Annotated in this window: 21 protein-coding genes and 1 other RNA gene; 11 read left to right on the plus strand and 11 right to left on the minus strand. The window is 60.3% G+C overall.

What is annotated here, in order from left to right; translation table 11 throughout:
• Positions 1–87: 87 nt before the first annotated feature.
• Entirely contained in the window at positions 88–1080 is a 993-nt protein-coding gene (locus tag QD461_RS22395) for an adenosine kinase (protein WP_414089720.1), read from the minus strand.
• Between the two features lie 142 nt (positions 1081–1222).
• Positions 1223–1498, minus strand: coding sequence for a hypothetical protein (locus QD461_RS22400; protein WP_414089721.1), 276 nt, complete (start codon positions 1496–1498; stop codon positions 1223–1225).
• On the opposite strand from QD461_RS22400, the gene QD461_RS22405 reads away from it, so the two are divergent.
• Both QD461_RS22405 and QD461_RS22410 read left to right on the plus strand, forming a co-directional pair.
• A complete protein-coding gene (locus QD461_RS22405) occupies positions 1482–2426 on the plus strand; it encodes an AEC family transporter (protein WP_414089722.1) in 945 nt (314 codons plus the stop codon). The two genes, QD461_RS22400 and QD461_RS22405, sit on opposite strands and share 17 nt — an antisense overlap.
• 121 nt (positions 2427–2547) lie before the next feature.
• Positions 2548–3705 (plus strand): patatin-like phospholipase family protein, encoded by a 1158-nt coding sequence (locus QD461_RS22410; protein ID WP_414089723.1) that lies wholly within the window; start codon positions 2548–2550, stop codon positions 3703–3705.
• Positions 3706–3786: 81 nt separating this feature from the next.
• Here QD461_RS22410 and QD461_RS22415 read toward each other — a convergent pair whose 3' ends face one another.
• Positions 3787–4362, minus strand: a complete 576-nt coding sequence (locus QD461_RS22415) for a c-type cytochrome (RefSeq protein ID WP_184709546.1) — start codon at positions 4360–4362, stop codon at positions 3787–3789.
• A gap of 151 nt (positions 4363–4513) precedes the next feature.
• Here QD461_RS22415 and QD461_RS22420 point away from each other — a divergent pair, with 151 nt between their 5' ends.
• Positions 4514–5269 (plus strand): 3-deoxy-manno-octulosonate cytidylyltransferase, encoded by a 756-nt coding sequence (locus tag QD461_RS22420; protein WP_414089724.1) that lies wholly within the window; start codon positions 4514–4516, stop codon positions 5267–5269.
• A 39-nt stretch (positions 5270–5308) separates the two neighbouring features.
• A complete protein-coding gene (locus tag QD461_RS22425) occupies positions 5309–6163 on the plus strand; it encodes a prephenate dehydratase (protein WP_184709550.1) in 855 nt (284 codons plus the stop codon).
• A 93-nt stretch (positions 6164–6256) separates the two neighbouring features.
• Here the strand turns inward: QD461_RS22425 and QD461_RS22430 are convergent, their stop codons facing one another.
• The 6 genes from QD461_RS22430 to QD461_RS22455 form a co-directional block, all read right to left on the minus strand.
• Complete coding sequence (locus QD461_RS22430; protein ID WP_414089796.1) at positions 6257–6655, minus strand: VOC family protein; 399 nt, start codon at positions 6653–6655, stop codon at positions 6257–6259.
• A gap of 141 nt (positions 6656–6796) precedes the next feature.
• Entirely contained in the window at positions 6797–7165 is a 369-nt protein-coding gene (locus QD461_RS22435) for a VOC family protein (protein ID WP_414089725.1), read from the minus strand.
• Positions 7166–7374: 209 nt separating this feature from the next.
• Positions 7375–7611 (minus strand): hypothetical protein, encoded by a 237-nt coding sequence (locus QD461_RS22440; RefSeq protein WP_414089799.1) that lies wholly within the window; start codon positions 7609–7611, stop codon positions 7375–7377.
• Positions 7612–7693: 82 nt separating this feature from the next.
• On the minus strand, positions 7694–8380 hold the full coding sequence (locus QD461_RS22445) for a helix-turn-helix transcriptional regulator (protein WP_414089726.1): 687 nt from the start codon (positions 8378–8380) through the stop codon (positions 7694–7696).
• Positions 8381–8393: 13 nt separating this feature from the next.
• Entirely contained in the window at positions 8394–9353 is a 960-nt protein-coding gene (gene nudC / locus QD461_RS22450) for an NAD(+) diphosphatase (protein ID WP_414089727.1), read from the minus strand.
• Positions 9350–9775 (minus strand): HIT family protein, encoded by a 426-nt coding sequence (locus QD461_RS22455; RefSeq protein ID WP_414089728.1) that lies wholly within the window; start codon positions 9773–9775, stop codon positions 9350–9352. The genes nudC and QD461_RS22455 overlap by 4 nt, the downstream gene beginning before the upstream one ends.
• Before the next feature lie 76 nt (positions 9776–9851).
• Here QD461_RS22455 and ffs point away from each other — a divergent pair.
• The 3 genes from ffs to QD461_RS22470 all read left to right on the plus strand — a co-directional run bounded on the left by ffs (position 9852) and on the right by QD461_RS22470 (position 12321).
• Positions 9852–9948, plus strand: an RNA gene (gene ffs, locus QD461_RS22460) — signal recognition particle sRNA small type.
• Positions 9949–10015: 67 nt separating this feature from the next.
• Complete coding sequence (locus QD461_RS22465; protein WP_414089729.1) at positions 10016–11893, plus strand: DNA polymerase III subunit gamma/tau; 1878 nt, start codon at positions 10016–10018, stop codon at positions 11891–11893.
• Positions 11894–11997: 104 nt separating this feature from the next.
• The gene (locus QD461_RS22470) at positions 11998–12321 is read left to right on the plus strand and encodes a YbaB/EbfC family nucleoid-associated protein (protein ID WP_047635820.1); all 324 of its coding nucleotides are present in this window, start codon (positions 11998–12000) and stop codon (positions 12319–12321) included.
• Between the two features lie 21 nt (positions 12322–12342).
• Here the strand turns inward: QD461_RS22470 and QD461_RS22475 are convergent, their stop codons facing one another.
• The gene (locus QD461_RS22475) at positions 12343–12819 is read right to left on the minus strand and encodes an Lrp/AsnC family transcriptional regulator (RefSeq protein WP_414089730.1); all 477 of its coding nucleotides are present in this window, start codon (positions 12817–12819) and stop codon (positions 12343–12345) included.
• A 113-nt stretch (positions 12820–12932) separates the two neighbouring features.
• On the opposite strand from QD461_RS22475, the gene QD461_RS22480 reads away from it, so the two are divergent.
• Both QD461_RS22480 and QD461_RS22485 read left to right on the plus strand, forming a co-directional pair.
• The gene (locus QD461_RS22480; protein WP_414089731.1) at positions 12933–13469 is read left to right on the plus strand and encodes an RBBP9/YdeN family alpha/beta hydrolase; all 537 of its coding nucleotides are present in this window, start codon (positions 12933–12935) and stop codon (positions 13467–13469) included.
• Between the two features lie 95 nt (positions 13470–13564).
• The gene (locus QD461_RS22485; protein WP_414089732.1) at positions 13565–14176 is read left to right on the plus strand and encodes a LysE family translocator; all 612 of its coding nucleotides are present in this window, start codon (positions 13565–13567) and stop codon (positions 14174–14176) included.
• A gap of 2 nt (positions 14177–14178) precedes the next feature.
• Here QD461_RS22485 and QD461_RS22490 read toward each other — a convergent pair whose 3' ends face one another.
• A complete protein-coding gene (locus QD461_RS22490; RefSeq protein ID WP_414089733.1) occupies positions 14179–14799 on the minus strand; it encodes an MOSC domain-containing protein in 621 nt (206 codons plus the stop codon).
• A 57-nt stretch (positions 14800–14856) separates the two neighbouring features.
• Here QD461_RS22490 and recR point away from each other — a divergent pair, with 57 nt between their 5' ends.
• The gene (gene recR, locus QD461_RS22495) at positions 14857–15462 is read left to right on the plus strand and encodes a recombination mediator RecR (RefSeq protein ID WP_414089734.1); all 606 of its coding nucleotides are present in this window, start codon (positions 14857–14859) and stop codon (positions 15460–15462) included.
• Between the two features lie 47 nt (positions 15463–15509).
• Positions 15510–16757, plus strand: coding sequence for a lytic murein transglycosylase (locus QD461_RS22500; RefSeq protein ID WP_414089735.1), 1248 nt, complete (start codon positions 15510–15512; stop codon positions 16755–16757).
• Positions 16758–16882 lie beyond the last annotated feature (125 nt).

The raw sequence follows: 16882 nt of genomic DNA on the forward strand, positions 1-16882 counted from the left end.
CGCGATCACAACGAAAAGCCGCCTAGCGATCTCTCGAAGGGCGGCTTTACTTGCCTGTATCCAGCAAATTTCTGAGGTCGAACCCGGTCAGAGAAGACCGAAGGCCTTCGCCTTTTCCGACAGCGACTGCATCGGACGCGGGCCGATCTGTTCGATGACGGTCGCGGCCGCGAGATTGCCGAGCTTGGCGCAATCTTCGAGGCTGCGGCCCTGCGTGTAGCCGAACAGGAAGCCGGCGGCGAAGAGATCGCCGGCGCCGGTCGTGTCAACGCGCTCCTCGATCGGATGAGCATCGACGACATAGCGTTCGTTGCCGCGCACGATAACGGCACCATCCTTGCCCGTCGTCACCGCGGCGATCTTGCAATCGGCCGCGATCAGGGTCAGCGCCTTTTCGAAGTCGTCGGTTTCGTAGAGCGACAGGGCCTCGTCGCTATTGGCGAAGACGATATCGACGGTGCCGGAGCGCATCAGATCAAGAAACTCGGCGCGATAGCGGCCGACGCAAAAGCTGTCGGACAAGGTCATTGACATTTCACGGCCATTAGCGTGGGCGATGCGGGCGCATTCGCGGATAGCTTCCTTGGCGCGCGGCGGATCCCAGAGATAGCCTTCGAAATAGGTCACCTTCGCATCGGCGACGACGTCTTCCTCGACGTCCTCCGGACCAAGCTCGACGCAGGCGCCGAGATAGGTGTTCATGGAACGCTCGCCATCCTCAGTCACGAAGATCATCGAACGGGCTGTCGGCGGGAAAGTGCCCTTGGCCCTGGTTTCGTAGTGGACGCCCTGGGCACGGATGTCGTGGGCAAAAATCTCTCCGAGCTGATCTTCGGCGACCTTGCCAAAATAGGCAGCCTTGCCGCCGAAATTGGCAACGCCCGCTGCCGTGTTTCCAGCGCTGCCGCCGGAAGCTTCAAGCGCCGGGCCCATGCGCGAATAGAGAAGTTCGGCGCGTTCGGCATCGATGAGATTCATCGCGGCCTTGGTGATTTGATTGTCGATCAAGAACTGATCGTTACAACGGGCGATAATGTCGACGATGGCGTTGCCAACGGTCAATACATCGAAGCGAGTCATCTATTGGAGGGTCCCGGTATTGGTGATAGCCGGTATCCGGTATTATCGGTTTTTGCGAAGTTTGGAAGAAAAATCAGCGTCTGCGGCGCCAACTAAATTCCAGTCAGTCATTAGCCTGTCACTTTCTATCTTTAAATGCTTATCAAGCGGCTGGGATGAGAAGCTCACAAGGCTTCAAGCCAGCTTGGGAAGGAATGATGCCTTCCGCCTCGCCGGTACGCGGGCCGACCACGGATGAACTGGCGGCATGTGCACCGGGGGGACCGCCCTTCGGGACGAGATCGACAAGAGCGGGCAATGCCCGCTTTTTTTGTTTTTTGCGGGTTTCCACCCCTGGGTAAGCTGCTACAAGTTTCGGGTCCAGTTCCTCGAAGCCACGATTGTCATACCCCGCGTCCGGCATGTCCGAAATCTTCACCGACGTTCTTCCGATCTTCCTGCTGATTCTCGTTGGCTGGGTCATCGTGCGCACGGGACTACTGAAAGCCGATGTCGGCGAAGCGATGAGCGAGTTCGTCTTCAAGATCGCCGTGCCGCTCCTGTTGTTTCGGACGATTGCCGACGCGGATTTTCGCGGCGCGTCGCCGTTTCGCTTGTGGATCGCCTATTTTTCCGGTGTCGCCGTCACCTGGGCCGCCGGCCATGTCGTCGCCACACGGTTCTTCGGCCGGGATGCCCGCATCGGCGTGCTGGCCGGCGTTTCCTCGGCCTTTGCCAATACGATCTTCATCGGCCTGCCCCTCGTCGGCCGCACGGTCGGGCCTGACGGCGTCATGGCCATGTCGATCCTGATTGCCGTGCACCTTCCCACAATGATGATTGCCGGTACGCTGCTGATGGAGCAGGCCGAGCGCAAGGAGAATGGCGGGACCGGCCGCAGCACCGCCGAGTTATTGCAGCAAGTCGGCAGGAACCTCATCCGCAATCCTCTGGTCATCGGGCTCTTCTGCGGCCTGATCGTTCATCTGACCAGCCTTCGCATCCCTTCGACGCTTGCCACCGTCATCGACAGCATTGCCAGTATTGCGGGTCCGGCAGCGCTGATCTCGCTCGGCATGGCGCTGCGTCAATACGGCCTCTCAGGCAATCTCGGTATCACCAGCGTCATCTCGGCCTTCAAGCTCCTCCTGTTGCCGGCCTGCGTGCTGGCGGCCGGCCATCTCCTTGGTCTCAGCCCGGAATGGCGCACCGCGCTCGTGCTTACTGCCGCGGTTCCTACAGGTGTGAACGCGTGGCTGATTGCCAATCGCTTCGGTGTCGGTCACAGTCTCGCCGCCTCGACCATCACGCTGACGACGGCGCTCGGGGCATTCTCGGTGTCGCTTTGGGCTTATCTGCTCGCTTAGCGCAGGCTCAAGGTCGCTGATAGAAAAAGCATCTCCCCACAAAAGGAGAGGCAGGCTGGAAAATGGTCATATATTTTGCGCATCCGGGCCTTCCCATCCGGAGCGCAGCAAAGGATGGCACATGAACATTGCGGCTCCGCTTACCAATCCCGCATCGGCCTATTCGCATAAGGTGTTCGTCCTCCAGGGCGGCGGCGCTCTCGGCTCCTATCAGGCTGGCGCCTTTCAGGCGCTCAGAGAGCAGAATATCGACCCGGACTGGATCGCCGGCATATCGATCGGCGCCATCAACGCCGCAATCATGGCCGGCAACGTACCGGGAGAGAGGCTCGAGAAGCTGCGCTCCTTTTGGAACAAGATCACCGTTCAGCTTCCCGTCGACATGCTGATGCAGGATCGGCGCGAGACCAATCCCTTCTATCGCTCGGTCAGCAGCTGGTGGGTGTCGACCTTCGGAGCGCCCGGCTTCTTTTCCCCTTGGGCGATCCCAGCTTGGTTCCAGGCACGCGGCTCGGCGGGCGCAACCAGCATCTATGATACCGAGCAACTGCGCCAGACCCTGCTCAACCACGTCGATTTCGACCGAATCAATCATGGCCCGGTGCGGCTGAGCCTCGGCGCCGTCAACGTGCGAACCGGCAATTTTGCCTTCTTCGACAACAGGGCCATCAAGATCACGCCGGAGCACATCATGGCAAGCGGCGCGTTGCCGCCAGGCTTTCCGGCCATCAAGATCGGCGGCGAATACTACTGGGACGGCGGCCTGGTCTCCAATACGCCGCTGACCTACGTGCTGCGCAATGGCGCAGGCGTCGATACGGTGGTGTTCCAGGTCGATCTGTTCAGCGCAGTCGGCCCCCTGCCGCAGGATCTCGAGGAGGTCGAGGAGCGCCGCAAGGACATCACCTATTCCAGCCGTACCCGCCTCAACACCGATCTTTTCCTGGAGCGTCATCGCCTGCGCCGCGCCATATCGGAGCTTTATGCGCGACTTCCTGAAGAGGCCAAGGCCGATCCAGAGATCAAGAAGCTGGAGCAGCATTGCTCGGATTACGGCGTCACCATCATCCATCTCATCTATCGCAACAAACAGTTCCGCTCGCACTCCAAGGATTACGAGTTCTCGTCGCTATCGATGCACGAGCATTGGGAGGCCGGCTTGCGCGATGCCAGAAAGGCGCTGATAGCGGAAGATTGGCGCAAACCGCCAAGCGCTGAAGATGGACTGAAGGTCTTCGATCTCGATCAAAGAACCCGCTCGCGCCGGCACGCGACGTGATTCGCAAACCCTGATTCGCAGACACGGAAAACCCGGCCTCGGCGGCCGGGTTTTCAATTGATCATCCGTTTACGGATTGCCTTAGTTGGTGGCAGCCGGCGCGTTCGGATCCGGCAGCGGCACCTGCGTATCGGCAAGCGTGCGCAGATAGGCGATCACGTTGGCACGATCCTCTTCCTTCGGCAGACCGGCAAAGCCCATCGCGGTTCCCGCGACGAACTTCTTCGGGGAAGCCAGGAAGTGATAGAGGTGATCGTAGGTCCACTTCTGCGAACCACCCTTGGAGAAGTCCTTCATGCCGGCCGAATAGGCGAAGCCTTCATGCTCGGCAACAGGGCGGTCGACGATACCCCAGAGATCGGGGCCAACCTTGTTCGGCCCTCCCTTCTCTCCGGAATGACAGGCCTGACACTTCTTGAAGATCGTTTCGCCGACCTTGGCATCAGCCTTCTGCATCAGCTGAGCGATCGGCGTGTCCGGCTTGGCGGCCGCGCCCTTCTCGCCGCCAGCCGGCTCTTCGGCGGCAACGATGGCGAAACCGGGCTTTTCCGGTGTTTCTGAATGGAAAATAAATCCTGACGCGAGCGACACGGACTTCAACACGAACAGCGTGGCCAAAAGTGCCCCGACTCCCATGTTCACGTAGGATGAATTCATCTGCTATGCTCCCCTCGCCGCCAGCATCCTCAGCCGGCCCATCTTGAATTCGCGCGAAACCTATGTCTTTTGGCTGTTTCTTGCAACTCTGTAAACGGCCTCCACCGTGAGACGTTTTGACACTTTTCCCGCAGGAATAGAAGGCCCAAGAATGACAGATCCAAATTTAGACAAGACGCTGGTTCTCATTCCTGCCCGAATGGCCTCCACCCGCCTGCCCGGCAAGCCGCTCGCCGATATTTGCGGCCTGCCCATGATCGTACAGGTTGCCAAGCGCGCGCGCGAGGCGGCGATCGGTCGCATCATCGTCGCCGTCGACGATCAGAATGTCTACGACGCAGTGGCCAATGCCGGCTTCGACGTGGTCATGACGCGGGGCGACCATCAATCCGGCTCGGATCGCATTTATGAGGCCCTGCAGGCCGTGGATCCGCATGGCCGTGCCGAGATCGTCGTCAACGTGCAAGGCGACCTGCCGACGATCGATCCCGAGACCATTCGCGCCTCGCTGCGCCCGCTCGAAAATCCGGCCGCCGACATCGCGACGCTCACCGTCGAAATCAAGGACGAGGAAGAAAAGACCCTACCGAGCGTGGTCAAGGTTGTGGGGTCGCCGATCTCTGACAGCCGCCTGCGGGCGCTCTATTTTACCCGCACCACCGCCCCTTACGGCAACGGGCCGCTCTATCATCATATCGGCCTTTACGCCTATCGCCGCTCGGCACTCGAGAAATTCGTCAGCCTCGGCCCATCGACGCTGGAACGGCGCGAATCGCTGGAGCAGCTGCGGGCGTTGGAAGCCGGCATGCGCATCGATGTGGAGATCGTTGACACGGTTCCGCTCGGTGTCGATACTCCGAAGGACCTTGAAAAGGCCCGACGCATTCTTTCCGCCGCCTCTCTCTGACGGCATTCCCCCAAAGGCAGTCCCCCAAAAGGCAGTTAAATGATCACCAAGACCAACAAGATCTCCTTCCAGGGCGACTACGGCGCCAATTCCGACATGGCGAGCCGTGACATGTTCCCGACCATGGAGCCGCTGCCCTGCCAGACCTTTGAGGATGCCTTTTCCGCCATCGACAATGGTGAGGCCGATCTCGGCATGATTCCGATCGAGAACACCATAGCCGGACGTGTCGCCGACATTCACCACCTGCTGCCGGATTCGCGCCTGCATATAGTCGGCGAATATTTCATGCCGATCCGCTTCCAGCTGATGGTGTTGCCGGGCGTGAAAAAAGAAGAGATCCGCACGGTGCACAGCCATATCCATGCTCTTGGTCAGTGCCGCAATATCGTGCGCGCCAATGGCTGGAAGCCTGTGATAGCCGGCGATACCGCCGGCGCCGCCAAGCTGGTGCAGGAAACCGGCGACCGCAGCATGGCAGCGCTGGCGCCGCGGCTGGCAGCCGATCTCTACGGTCTCGAAATCATCGCGGAAAATGTCGAGGATACCGAAAACAACATGACGCGCTTCGTCGTGCTTTCGCGCGACGAGAACTGGGCGGAACGCAGCACACCGGACGAAAAGATCGTCACGACCTTCGTCTTTAATGTGCGCAACATCCCGGCATCGCTTTACAAAGCGCTCGGCGGCTTTGCGACGAACGGCATTAACATGACGAAGCTCGAAAGCTACCAGCTCGGCGGCCGTTTTGTAGCGACGCAGTTCTATGCCGACATCGAGGGCCACCCTTCTGATGCGCATGTGCGTCGTGCACTGGAAGAGCTGCGGTTCTTCTCTGAAAAAGTCCGCATCCTCGGCGTCTACAAGGGCCATCCGATGCGTGGAAAGCTCTAAACCTCATGGCTTGAGGAGCCGGCCATCCGTTGACGCCTTACCCTGCCAGCTTTGAGCGTCAGGGTGAGGACGAGCAATCGACGCGGCGCCAGATCACCCCGCGTCCTTGGCAACGACCTCGATGTGATATCCGTCGGGGTCGACGACGAAGGCGGCGAAATAATCCGGCGCATAATGCGGTCGTAGGCCCGGCGGCCCGTTGTCTGTGCCGCCATGCGCCAAGGCAGCGTCATGAAACAGCACGACGGCTTCCTGGCTTGGTGCTGAGAAAGCAAGATGGAAGCCCAAGCCCGGCGGGCTTGCCGCATCACCCCGCAACTTGATGGCAAATTTATCACCACCGCCCGGTGGACCATAGCCGACGGCCTGATCAGGGTCGCCGGGGTTCAGATCATCCCAGACCCGAACATAGCCCAAATGCGCAAATGCGGCGTCATAGAACGCTGCCGCTCGCTCGATATTCGAGACCCCGAAAGAAATGTGATGCAGCAATTGAGCCTCCTGCAGCCAAATCGTTTCCCTAATATTCGCCTCTAGCCCGGCAACAGCGATCGCCCCCAACAGCATGTTACGGGCGATCGGTTTCCCAGGCACGGCCGTCAGCAGATGCTGCGGCTCATCTGTCGATGAACCTTATTTATCCGGCTCACAAACGCGAAGGCGATGACCGTCCGGATCGAGCACGACGAAGGTCGGGCCGAAGTCCATCGTCGTCAGTTCCTGCGCAATCGGCAGGCCTTTCGCCTTCCAATCCTGGTAGTGCTTTTCGACCGCGCCGGCGCCTTCGACCATGAAACCCAGCTCGCCACGATTGCCGATGGCAGAAGGCTGCGGCTCTACGCTGCTGCGACGCCACAGGCCGAGATTGAAACCGTTTGCGAGCGAGAAGGCCACGAAATTCGGCGATGCGAAGGTCGGCTCGTGGCCAAGCAAATCACGGTAGAACGGTGCGCTCTCGGTGGGATCCTTGACGTAGAAGACGATGAGATTCGGGGTCATCATTTGGATATTCCTCTTGGTTGAGATGGATACTGGGGGCATGGGTAGGCGGTCCGGCGGGTCTTGCGCGACCCGCTGGGGAAAGATCTGTCGATGGTCAGTCAGGTGTTTGCTGACATGCGTTCCCAACGCGCATCGCGACCCTCGGATCAGCTTCCTGCGCTTGGGATTTTGATGTTGCGGATGTCGTTATCGCAGAAGTGCGAGATGCCTTACCGCATCCGGTCTTCCTCACGATAAGGGGCATGGCCGTCAAGAAAGCCGAGATCGCGCTTCACGGAATTCGGCGTTTCCTCAAGATCGAGACGATTCCAGCGGCGGCTGAAATAGCCGCTCGCAGCCTGCATGAGGCGAGCCGGCCATGCCGGCATAAGAATATTCCTGTCTGCGCGCGCCTCGATGTCGTCGCGATGTGCCTGCTTCGTTATGGTGAAAACGTTGCTTGCCATGATCGGTCCTCCTTCCTGTTTGGATGGTCCGATAATAACCAGGCCTACTGACAGTTTCTGGCAGTAGCGTTACGCCGGCAGCTTAATTATGGATCATGCCCTCGCGAGCCTGCCATTCCCTTGCGAGCGCGACGCGGCGGCGCGGGTAGCGCGCCTCCAGCACGGCAAAGTCAACGATGCGGTCGGCGCGGAAATGGCGATAGTCCTGGCGCAGCTCGCACCAGGCCATGACGATGCGCGAATTGTCGAAGTAGCCGAGCGCGAAGGGCCAGATGCGGCGGGTGGAAATCGTGCCGTTCACGTCGCCGTAGGTCAATTGCACCATTCGCTCTGTACGAATCGCCTTGCGCATCAGAGAAAGGTCGGCCTTGTCCTCCGTGATGCGCCGCGTGCCGACGACGACAGCCGCCTGATCAATCGCCTCGCGCATCTCTGAGGGCAGCACCGCGGCGATCTTCGCAAGCGCATCGGTTCCGGCTGCGGCCAGACGGGCGTCGGTTGCCCGCGCCACCCATCGTGACCCCAGAACCAATGCCTCGATCTCGTCCTGCGAAAACATCATCGGCGGCAGCATGAAGCCCGGCTTCAACACGTAACCAATGCCAGGCTCGCCTTCGATCACAGCGCCCTGCGACTGCAAGCTGGCGATATCGCGGTAGAGCGTGCGCAGGCTGACGCCGGTTTCCTCGGCAAGCACTGCGCCGCTCACTGGTCGGCGGTAGCGCCGCAGCGTCTGCAACAGCGTCAGCAATCGTTCCGAGCGAGCCATGGCGAAGTAAGACCTAGCGCTTCCATTCCACCCAATCACGCATCAGACGATGGGCGATGGCGCCCTTGGGCGGAGAGGTATTACCTGATGCAGAGACGCGATCCAGCATGGCAAGCGTCTCCTCCGGTGTAAACCAGCGACAATCATCGAGCTCTGCGCCATCCATATGGATTTCCGTCGACTTCGCCTCGGCATAGCAGCCGATCATCAACGAATGAGGCATCGGCCAGGGCTGAGACGCGTGGTAGCGTATACGACCGGTATGGATGCCTGATTCCTCGAATGTCTCACGACGTACGGCATTCTCGATGGTTTCGCCCGGCTCCAGGAAGCCGGCAAGGCAAGAATACATGCCGGGCGCGAAATGGTGGCTGCGGCCAAGCAGGCAGCGGTTCCGCTCCTCGTCGACGACAAGCATAATGACCACAGGGTCGGTGCGCGGAAAAATCATATGTTCGCAGGCCGTGCAGACCCGCTTGTAGCCGCCGATGCGGCTTTCCATGACCGAACCGCAGCGGCCGCAGAAGCGATTGTCGCTGTTCCAACGGATGAGGCTCATGCCCTGCGCCGCCTCGCCGAGGATTTCTCCCTCCAGCAGAAGATCGCGCCAGAGCGAACGCATGTCAGCCGGCTTATACTGGCTGGCAAGTTCATCAGCATTGATGCCTACCGGCACAGCCAGTCGCGGCTCCCCGGTCTTGCGGTAACCGAGAAGGACGGCTTCCTCCCAGTTCGGATCAAGCCCCTGCAGTTCGTAGCGGGCGAACAGAGGGTCGAGCACCTGGCCGTCATGCTTCAAAACAAGCCGGTCCTGAGCGAAGGCCAGGATGTGCGTGCCCTCCTTGGCGAGCGCGTGCTTGATCGTTTCCTCGTCGCGATGCTCGGCATCTCGGTCGAGCTGATTTTCCGCAAAGGCGGTGAGGCTGCTGGCTTCCGGATGCGGTGCATCCGAGGAAAAGATGGAATGGCTCATTGTGAAAGCGTTTCCCGCAACTTGGCTATGAGGCTGTTCATGTCTTCATCCGAATAGGGTTCCGCCTTGCCATAGCCCCAGACCGGGCCTGGCCAGTTGGCATCACCTTCGAACCGTGCGATGACATGAACATGCAGCTGACGGACAATATTTCCAAGTGCTCCGACATTGATTTTTGCAGCACCTGTCAGCGTCTTCAGCGCGCTTGCGACCTTATCCGTTTCGAAGGTCAGCAGGACCCGGTCGAGCGGAGTTAGATCGAAAACCTCCACTTTGTCGGGACGGCGGGGGATCAGCACGAGCCAGGGCCAGCGGCGATCCTTCATCAGCCGCACGTCGCAAAGGCCGGTAATGGTGACGGAAACGCTGTCATTGGCCAGGCGATCGTCGAGCGCGAACTCCTTCAAGGGGGCATCCTCCATTGTTTTTTCAAATGTTTAGCAGTTTTTTTTGACCTTGGCTTGCTTTTGATGGCGATATTGCCGATATGTGCATCCGGGAGGTTGGTGGTGGACGAGCCACTCGCCAACCGGGTCAGGTCCGGAAGGAAGCAGCCCTAACGAGCCCGGCACGGGTCATCGTGCCAGCCTCCCACCCTTTCTGAAAGCAAGACCCGGCTTTCGCCGGGCTATAAGCTTGGGCACCGGGCAATAAGCAGGGCGATGAGCGACAGCGAGCGACAAGCAAAAGATGCCGCCTCGACCGGCACCGGTTACCGGGTGCTGGCCCGCAAATACAGACCCAAGGACTTCACGGACCTGATGGTTGGCCAGGAGCCGATGGTTCGTACGCTGACCAACGCGTTCGAGACCGGCCGTATTGCGCAGGCCTATATGCTGACCGGCGTGCGCGGCGTCGGTAAGACGACGACGGCCCGCATCCTCGCGCGCGGTCTCAACTACAAGACCGCTTCGATCGATCGACCCACCATCGACCTGCGCGAACCCGGCGAACACTGCCAGGCGATCATGGAAGGCAGGCATGTCGACGTCATCGAGATGGACGCCGCCTCCCATACAGGTATCGATGATATCAGAGAGATCATCGAGCAGGTGCGCTACCGTCCGGTTTCGGCCCGCTATAAGGTCTATATCATCGACGAAGTGCACATGCTGTCGACAGCTGCCTTCAACGGTCTGCTGAAGACGCTGGAAGAGCCGCCGGAGCATGTGAAGTTTATCTTCGCCACGACCGAAATCCGTAAAGTTCCGATCACAGTGCTGTCGCGCTGCCAACGCTTCGACCTGCGCCGGATCAGCGCTTCCGATCTCGTGGGGCTGTTCACCACCATCGCCGGCAAGGAAGGCATCGAGGCTGAGCCGGAAGCGCTCGCCATGATCGCCCGTGCTGCCGAAGGCTCGGCGCGCGACGGCCTGTCACTGCTCGACCAAGCCATCGCCCATGGCAGCGGCTTCGTTGCCGCCGACGCCGTTCGCGCGATGCTTGGGCTTGCCGACCGCGCCCGCATCGTCGATCTATTCGGCCATATCGTCAAAGGCGATGTTTCGGCAGCGCTTGCCGAATTCAACAGCCAGTACGAAGCGGGCGCCAATCCCGTCGTCGTCCTCACCGATCTTGCCTATTTCACCCATCTCGTCACCCGCCTCAAATATGTGCCAGATGCCGCAGACGATCCGTCGCTGAGCGAAGTCGAGCGCACGAAGGCAATGGAATTCGCCCAGGGCGTGGCGGTGACGGCACTGTCGCGCATCTGGCAGATGCTGCTCAAAGGTATTACCGAAACGGAAAATGCCGCGCGCACCGCAGGCGCTGCTGAAATGGTGCTGATCCGGCTGGCGCATGCCGCTCACCTTCCGGCGCCTGAAGATGCCGCACGCAGGCTTACTGAGTTTTCCGAGAACAATGGTGCCGCGCGACCGCCATCCGGCGCGCCCATCGGTAATGGCGGTGGCGCCTCGGTTTCCTATCAAGGCAGCGCCGTGGCAAGGGCAGTGGAAACGCCTGCACCGAGGCCGACGCCTTCCGCACCGGTCGCCATGCTGCGCGCGGTGCCAAATACGCAGCCGGATTCACAACCCGTCGGCCGTATCGAATCGAAACCTGCCCAGGCGCCGAAGCCGCTGGTTCCGGTCAACTCCATGGCCGATATCGCCGAGCTTGCCGGCCAGAAGCGCGATCCGAAGATCAAGGCGCTGGTGCGCACTTTCGTTCGTCCCGTAAGGCTTGAGCCGGGCCGGCTCGACGTCAACCTGACGCCTGGTGCCCCGGGGACATTGCTCAACGAGCTTGCCGTCAAACTCAAGGAATGGACGGGTATTCACTGGATCGTCAGCCTCAGCCGCGACGAAGGCGAGCCGACGCTGGTGGAGGCCGAAGCGAACGTGCAGAAGCAGCGCGTCGCCGATGCCCGCCAGGACCCGGATGTCGCAGCGATCCTGTCGCAATTTCCCGGCGCCAAGATCATCGACGTCCGCGTGCGCGCGCCCGACGTGGACGAGGAAGAAGAGCAGACCGCGGCTCCCGCCATCGCCGAATCCATCGATGGCGATATTCTGCCGGGCGACGATATAGAATTCTAAGGGTAAGATGGGTGACATCGGGCCCGCCGGCTAAACAACCGCGGCGGCTGGCGAGAGATCGTGGCCAATGGGAATAGAAACAGGCAGAAGAAGGACCAATGACGATGCGCGACATCATGGGCATGATGGGCAAGGTTAAGGAAATGCAGGCCAAGATGGAGAAGATGCAGTCGGAAATCGCCGACATTCGCGTCGAAGGCAAGGCCGGCGGCGGCCTCGTCACTGTCACGGTCAATGGCAAGGGCCTGATGCTCGGCCTCAAGATTGACCCTTCGCTCTTCAAGGAAGACGATGTCGAGATCCTCGAAGACCTGATCGTCGCAGCCAACAAGGACGCCCAGGAAAAGGCCGAGGCAATCGCTGCCGAAAAGACCCGCGAACTTACGGCCGGCCTGCCGATCCCGCCCGGTTTCAAGCTGCCGTTCTGAGATTGGGACCTTTCGGCTCCGTCACCGGGCGATCGCTTTGCGGATCAATTCGCGGCCGATCGCCTTTGCCGGCTCGTTTCGCAGCACCAGCGATGTCGTCACCGCCCCGTAGCGCGCGATTGAATCGACGATGGTTTCAAGGTTAGCCGGTGTCGGCACGAGAACCTTGAGCAGGAAACAATCCTCGCCCGTGAGCCTGAGGACCTCGATAATCTCGGGCATTTCCGAAAACTGCTTCAGGCAAGGCCGGATATGTTCATGTGTCGTCCGCAGCCGGATGACCGCCAGCATACCGAGCCCGACAGCGGAGGGATCGATGACGGCACGGTATCCAACGATGACGCCACGCTCCTCCAGCCGCTTCAGCCGCTCTGACGCCGCGGGCTGCGAAAGACCGACGCGGCGACCGAGCTCCGAAACCGAAATTCGTCCGTCCTCCTGAAGAATCTCGATGATCGACAGATCGGTCGGATCCAGGCCTCTTTCGATACTATCCATGCTGCACCTTAAATTCATCGGCTGATGAAAACTTTATCCGATGGATTGCAATGTCAATCACTATCCCGGCATGTCAGCATTTCTCCGTCATACACTATGGAGAAAGGATAGCGATGAACGATATCATCATGCTTCCGGGCCTTGGCGGCTCGGGCGAAAGTCATTGGCAGACGCTATGGGAACGACAGGATCCAAGCATTCGTCGGTTCCAGCCGTCAAGCTGGGACAGGCCGATGCTCACCGACTGGATTGGCGCGCTCGAACGGGAAATCGCAACCTCAAAGACACCGCCGATCCTGATCGCACATAGCCTTGCCTGCCAGCTCATCGCCCATTGGGCACCCATCGGGAAAGCCGCGATCCTTGGCGCCTTTCTCGTGGCGCCGCCTGAACCTACGGGTGAAATCTACCTTGCCGAGGCCGGCAGCTTCGCCCATCCGCCACGGCAAAGGCTGTCCTTTCCAACCCAGCTGGTCGCAAGCACCGACGATCCGTTCTGCTCCCTCGATTATGCGCGCGATAGCGCCGAAATATGGGGCAGCGCCTTCGTCGATATAGGGCCGCGCGGCCATATCAATGGCGCATCGGGTCTGGGAGATTGGCCTGAGGGCAAGGCGATCTTCGAACGTTTTCGCGCAGAGCTCCGGTAGGAGCAAAGCTGGCGTTTGGAAAAGGTGCGCCGGAATGCTATCTCTGGCGTTCTTCTTCCAGATATCGTCTGGCTTGTCCGTTCGGAGGAAATGCCATGAGTTTGTCGACGCTGCTGGTTTTTGCCGGTGCCCTGTTCATTGCTGCCGGATCGCCGGGACCTAACATCGCCGCGCTTGTGGCGCGCGTTTTGACGAAGGGCGCACGCAACGTGCTGCCCTTCCTCTCCGGCATGTGGCTCGGCGAAGCGATCTGGCTGACTTTCGCCGTCGCCGGTCTTGCGACCATTGCCGAAACCTTCCATGTCGCTTTCGTGGTGATCAAATGGCTCGGCGTTGCCTATCTGCTCTATCTTGCCTGGAAGATGTGGTTTGCCTCCTCCGACACGACGGGAGAGGAGTTGCCGGACGAACAATCGGCCACGCGCCTCTTCCTGGCGGGCTTCACGGTGACCATGGGCAATCCGAAGATCATGGTGTTCTACGTGGCGCTGCTGCCCTCGATCATCGATCTGCATGCCGTCACGCTCTTCGGCTGGGCCGAACTGGTAACGACGATGTTCGCAGTGCTCGTTATCATCGATCTTACCTGGGCCATGCTTGCCGCGAAGGCGAGAACCTTCCTTAAGAGCCGTCGCGCGGTCCGCATCGCCAATCGCACCAGCGCGACCACCATGGCCGGTGCTGCCGTGGCGATTGCCATGCGCTGAGACTAAAGCGCCTCGTTTTCGAGCGTAGCGCGCAGCTTGTAGTGGATCGGTGCAGCGAGATACCGCGCCAGATCCTCCGGAGACAATCGCCTGCTGAAAGTTGCCATCATTTCGGGCATCGTGACCGGCGCGCCCGCATAAGGCACGTACTCGACGGGCATGCCGGCGCCGACCGTACCGCCCGCAAGCACACGGCAATAGATGCCGGGACGCCCTGCCCGGGTATAGCGCTTCGCGAATTTGGGGTCGCCCATCTTCGCCGCGAACGTGGCGCAGGGGATGCGGGCACAGGTCACTTCCAAAACAAGATCGCCGGCTATGAATCTATCTCCGACCGAGACGGCGCAGTTATCGAGCCCTTCGAGAATGAGGTTTTCGCCGAAAAAGCCGGGCTCCAATGCTTGCCCAAGCTCTCTTGCCCACCAATCCAGCGTCAGCGAACCCTCGACATAAACCGCCTGATCGCGGCCGCCATGATGCTCGCGATTGCAGATGGCGTCTCCAAGCAGACCCTGCGCATCGATCATCACGGCGCCGTTCACGGCATGCTTGTTGATACCGGTCTTGGTTTTCCTGCCCGGCAGCGTTTCGGGGGCACCGAGGCAAACGGCCAGAATTTTCATCGTTCAACCACGCCTTCCGCGATTCCGTTCCGTGAGCTTATGAGCTAAAAGCCTCCCATGGCAAAGCGAGTCACCGGCCCCGAAATCGAAAAACTCATTCAGCTCCTGGCGAAGGTACCGGGCCTTGGACCGCGCTCGGCGCGGCGGGCAGCGCTGCACCTGATCAAGAAGAAGGATCAGCTTCTCGGGCCGCTATCCCACGCGATGGGCGAAGCCTATGACAAGGTGAAGATTTGCTCGCGTTGCGGCAATGTCGATACCGTCGACCCCTGCACCGTCTGCACCGACGACCGGCGCGACCAGTCTGTCATCATCGTCGTCGAGGATGTTTCCGATCTCTGGGCACTGGAGCGCGCCGGCGCGATGAACGCCGCCTATCACGTGCTCGGCGGCGTGCTGTCCCCGCTCGACGGCGTCGGGCCTGACGATCTCAATATTCGCGGCCTGATAGCGCGCGTCGGCGAAGGTGGCGTCCGCGAGATCATCATCGCCGTCAACGCCACGGTCGAAGGGCAAACCACAGCGCACTATATAACTGACCAGCTTGCCGGCCTTGAAGTCAAGATCACCCGGCTTGCCCATGGCGTGCCTGTCGGGGGCGAGCTTGATTATCTCGACGAAGGCACGCTGACGGCGGCGCTTCGGGCGAGAACGGCGATTTGAAAGGATTGCGCATGACGCGCGGATGGGATGCATCCAGAATGATCGCGATGAAGATCAGATATTCTCTGTACTTGCTCTGCATTTTCCTCCTAGCCCTCCTCCCCCTGCCCGCCTTCGCCGCCTCTAAAGCGGATGTCGAAGCGCAGTTTCAGTCCTGGATCCAGAAGGATCTCTGGCCGGAAGCGCGCAAGGCCGGAATTTCGGAGAAGACCTTCAAGGCCGCCTTTGCGGGCATCGCGCTGAACTGGGATCTGCCGGATCTGGCGCCGCCGGGCTTCCCGAAGCCCAAGGAGCAGAAGCAGACCCAGGCCGAATTCTCCTCGCCTGCCCCCTATTTCAATGAGGGACGGCTACAGAAACTGGCCGTAACTGGGCGGGGCCTTGCCTCGCAATATGCGCCTGTGCTGCGCCGGATCGAAAAGACCTATGGCGTTCCCGGACCGATCCTGCTCGCCATATGGGGCCGCGAGACCGGCTTCGGCGTCGCCAAGTTGCCGAATTCAGCCATTCAGGTGTTGGCGACCAAGGCCTTCATGTCGACGCGCAAGGACATGTTCCGCACGGAGCTCATCGCGGCGCTGCGCATCCTCGAGCATGGCGACGTCACGCCCGATCAGTTCCGGGGCTCATGGGCCGGCGCGCTTGGCCAGCCGCAGTTCATGCCGACCAACTATCTGAAATATGCGGTAGATTTCGATGGCGACGGCCATCGCAACATCTGGACCTCGGTGCCGGATACGTTGGCATCCATAGCCAACTATCTGGTTCAGAAGGGCTGGCAGCGCGGCCGAGGCTGGGGTTATGAGGTGAAAATCCCGCAAAATGTCTCCTGTGCCCAGGAAGGACCCGATCTCGCCAAGCCGATCTCGCAATGGGCTTCAGTCGGCATCGCGCGGGTATCGGGCAAGGCGTTTCCATCCGAGGAATTGAAGGCAAGCGGCATGATGCTGGTGCCGGCCGGCCGCGACGGACCCGAATTCATCGTCACGCCGAACTTCTACGTCATCAAGGAATACAACAACTCCGACCTCTACGGCATCTATATCGGCAATCTCGCCGATCGCATCGCCTCCGGCAGCGGCGCCTTCGAGGAAAAATGGGGCGATGTCGGCAAGATGCTGCGCTCCGATGTCGCCGGTATGCAGAAGGCTCTGGAGCACAAAGGCTATGATATCGGCGGCACGGACGGCCTGCCCGGCTACAAGACCAGACGGTCGATCGGCCAGTGGCAGGAAAAGAACGGCATGAAGCCCACCTGCTATCCCGACAGCTCGATGCTCGGCATGCTGAAATAGGCGCGGAAACTGCTTTCGGCGTGAATGCCTTGCAATTCGCCGGAAAGAGGCTTATATCGGCATCAAATTCTTGATCGTGTGATGAAGAGTGGGCCGCAAGGACCCGCTCTTTTTTATTAGCACGA

Source organism: Rhizobium sp. BR 314 (assembly GCF_047445805.1).
GTDB classification, from domain to species: domain Bacteria; phylum Pseudomonadota; class Alphaproteobacteria; order Rhizobiales; family Rhizobiaceae; genus Rhizobium; species Rhizobium lusitanum_B.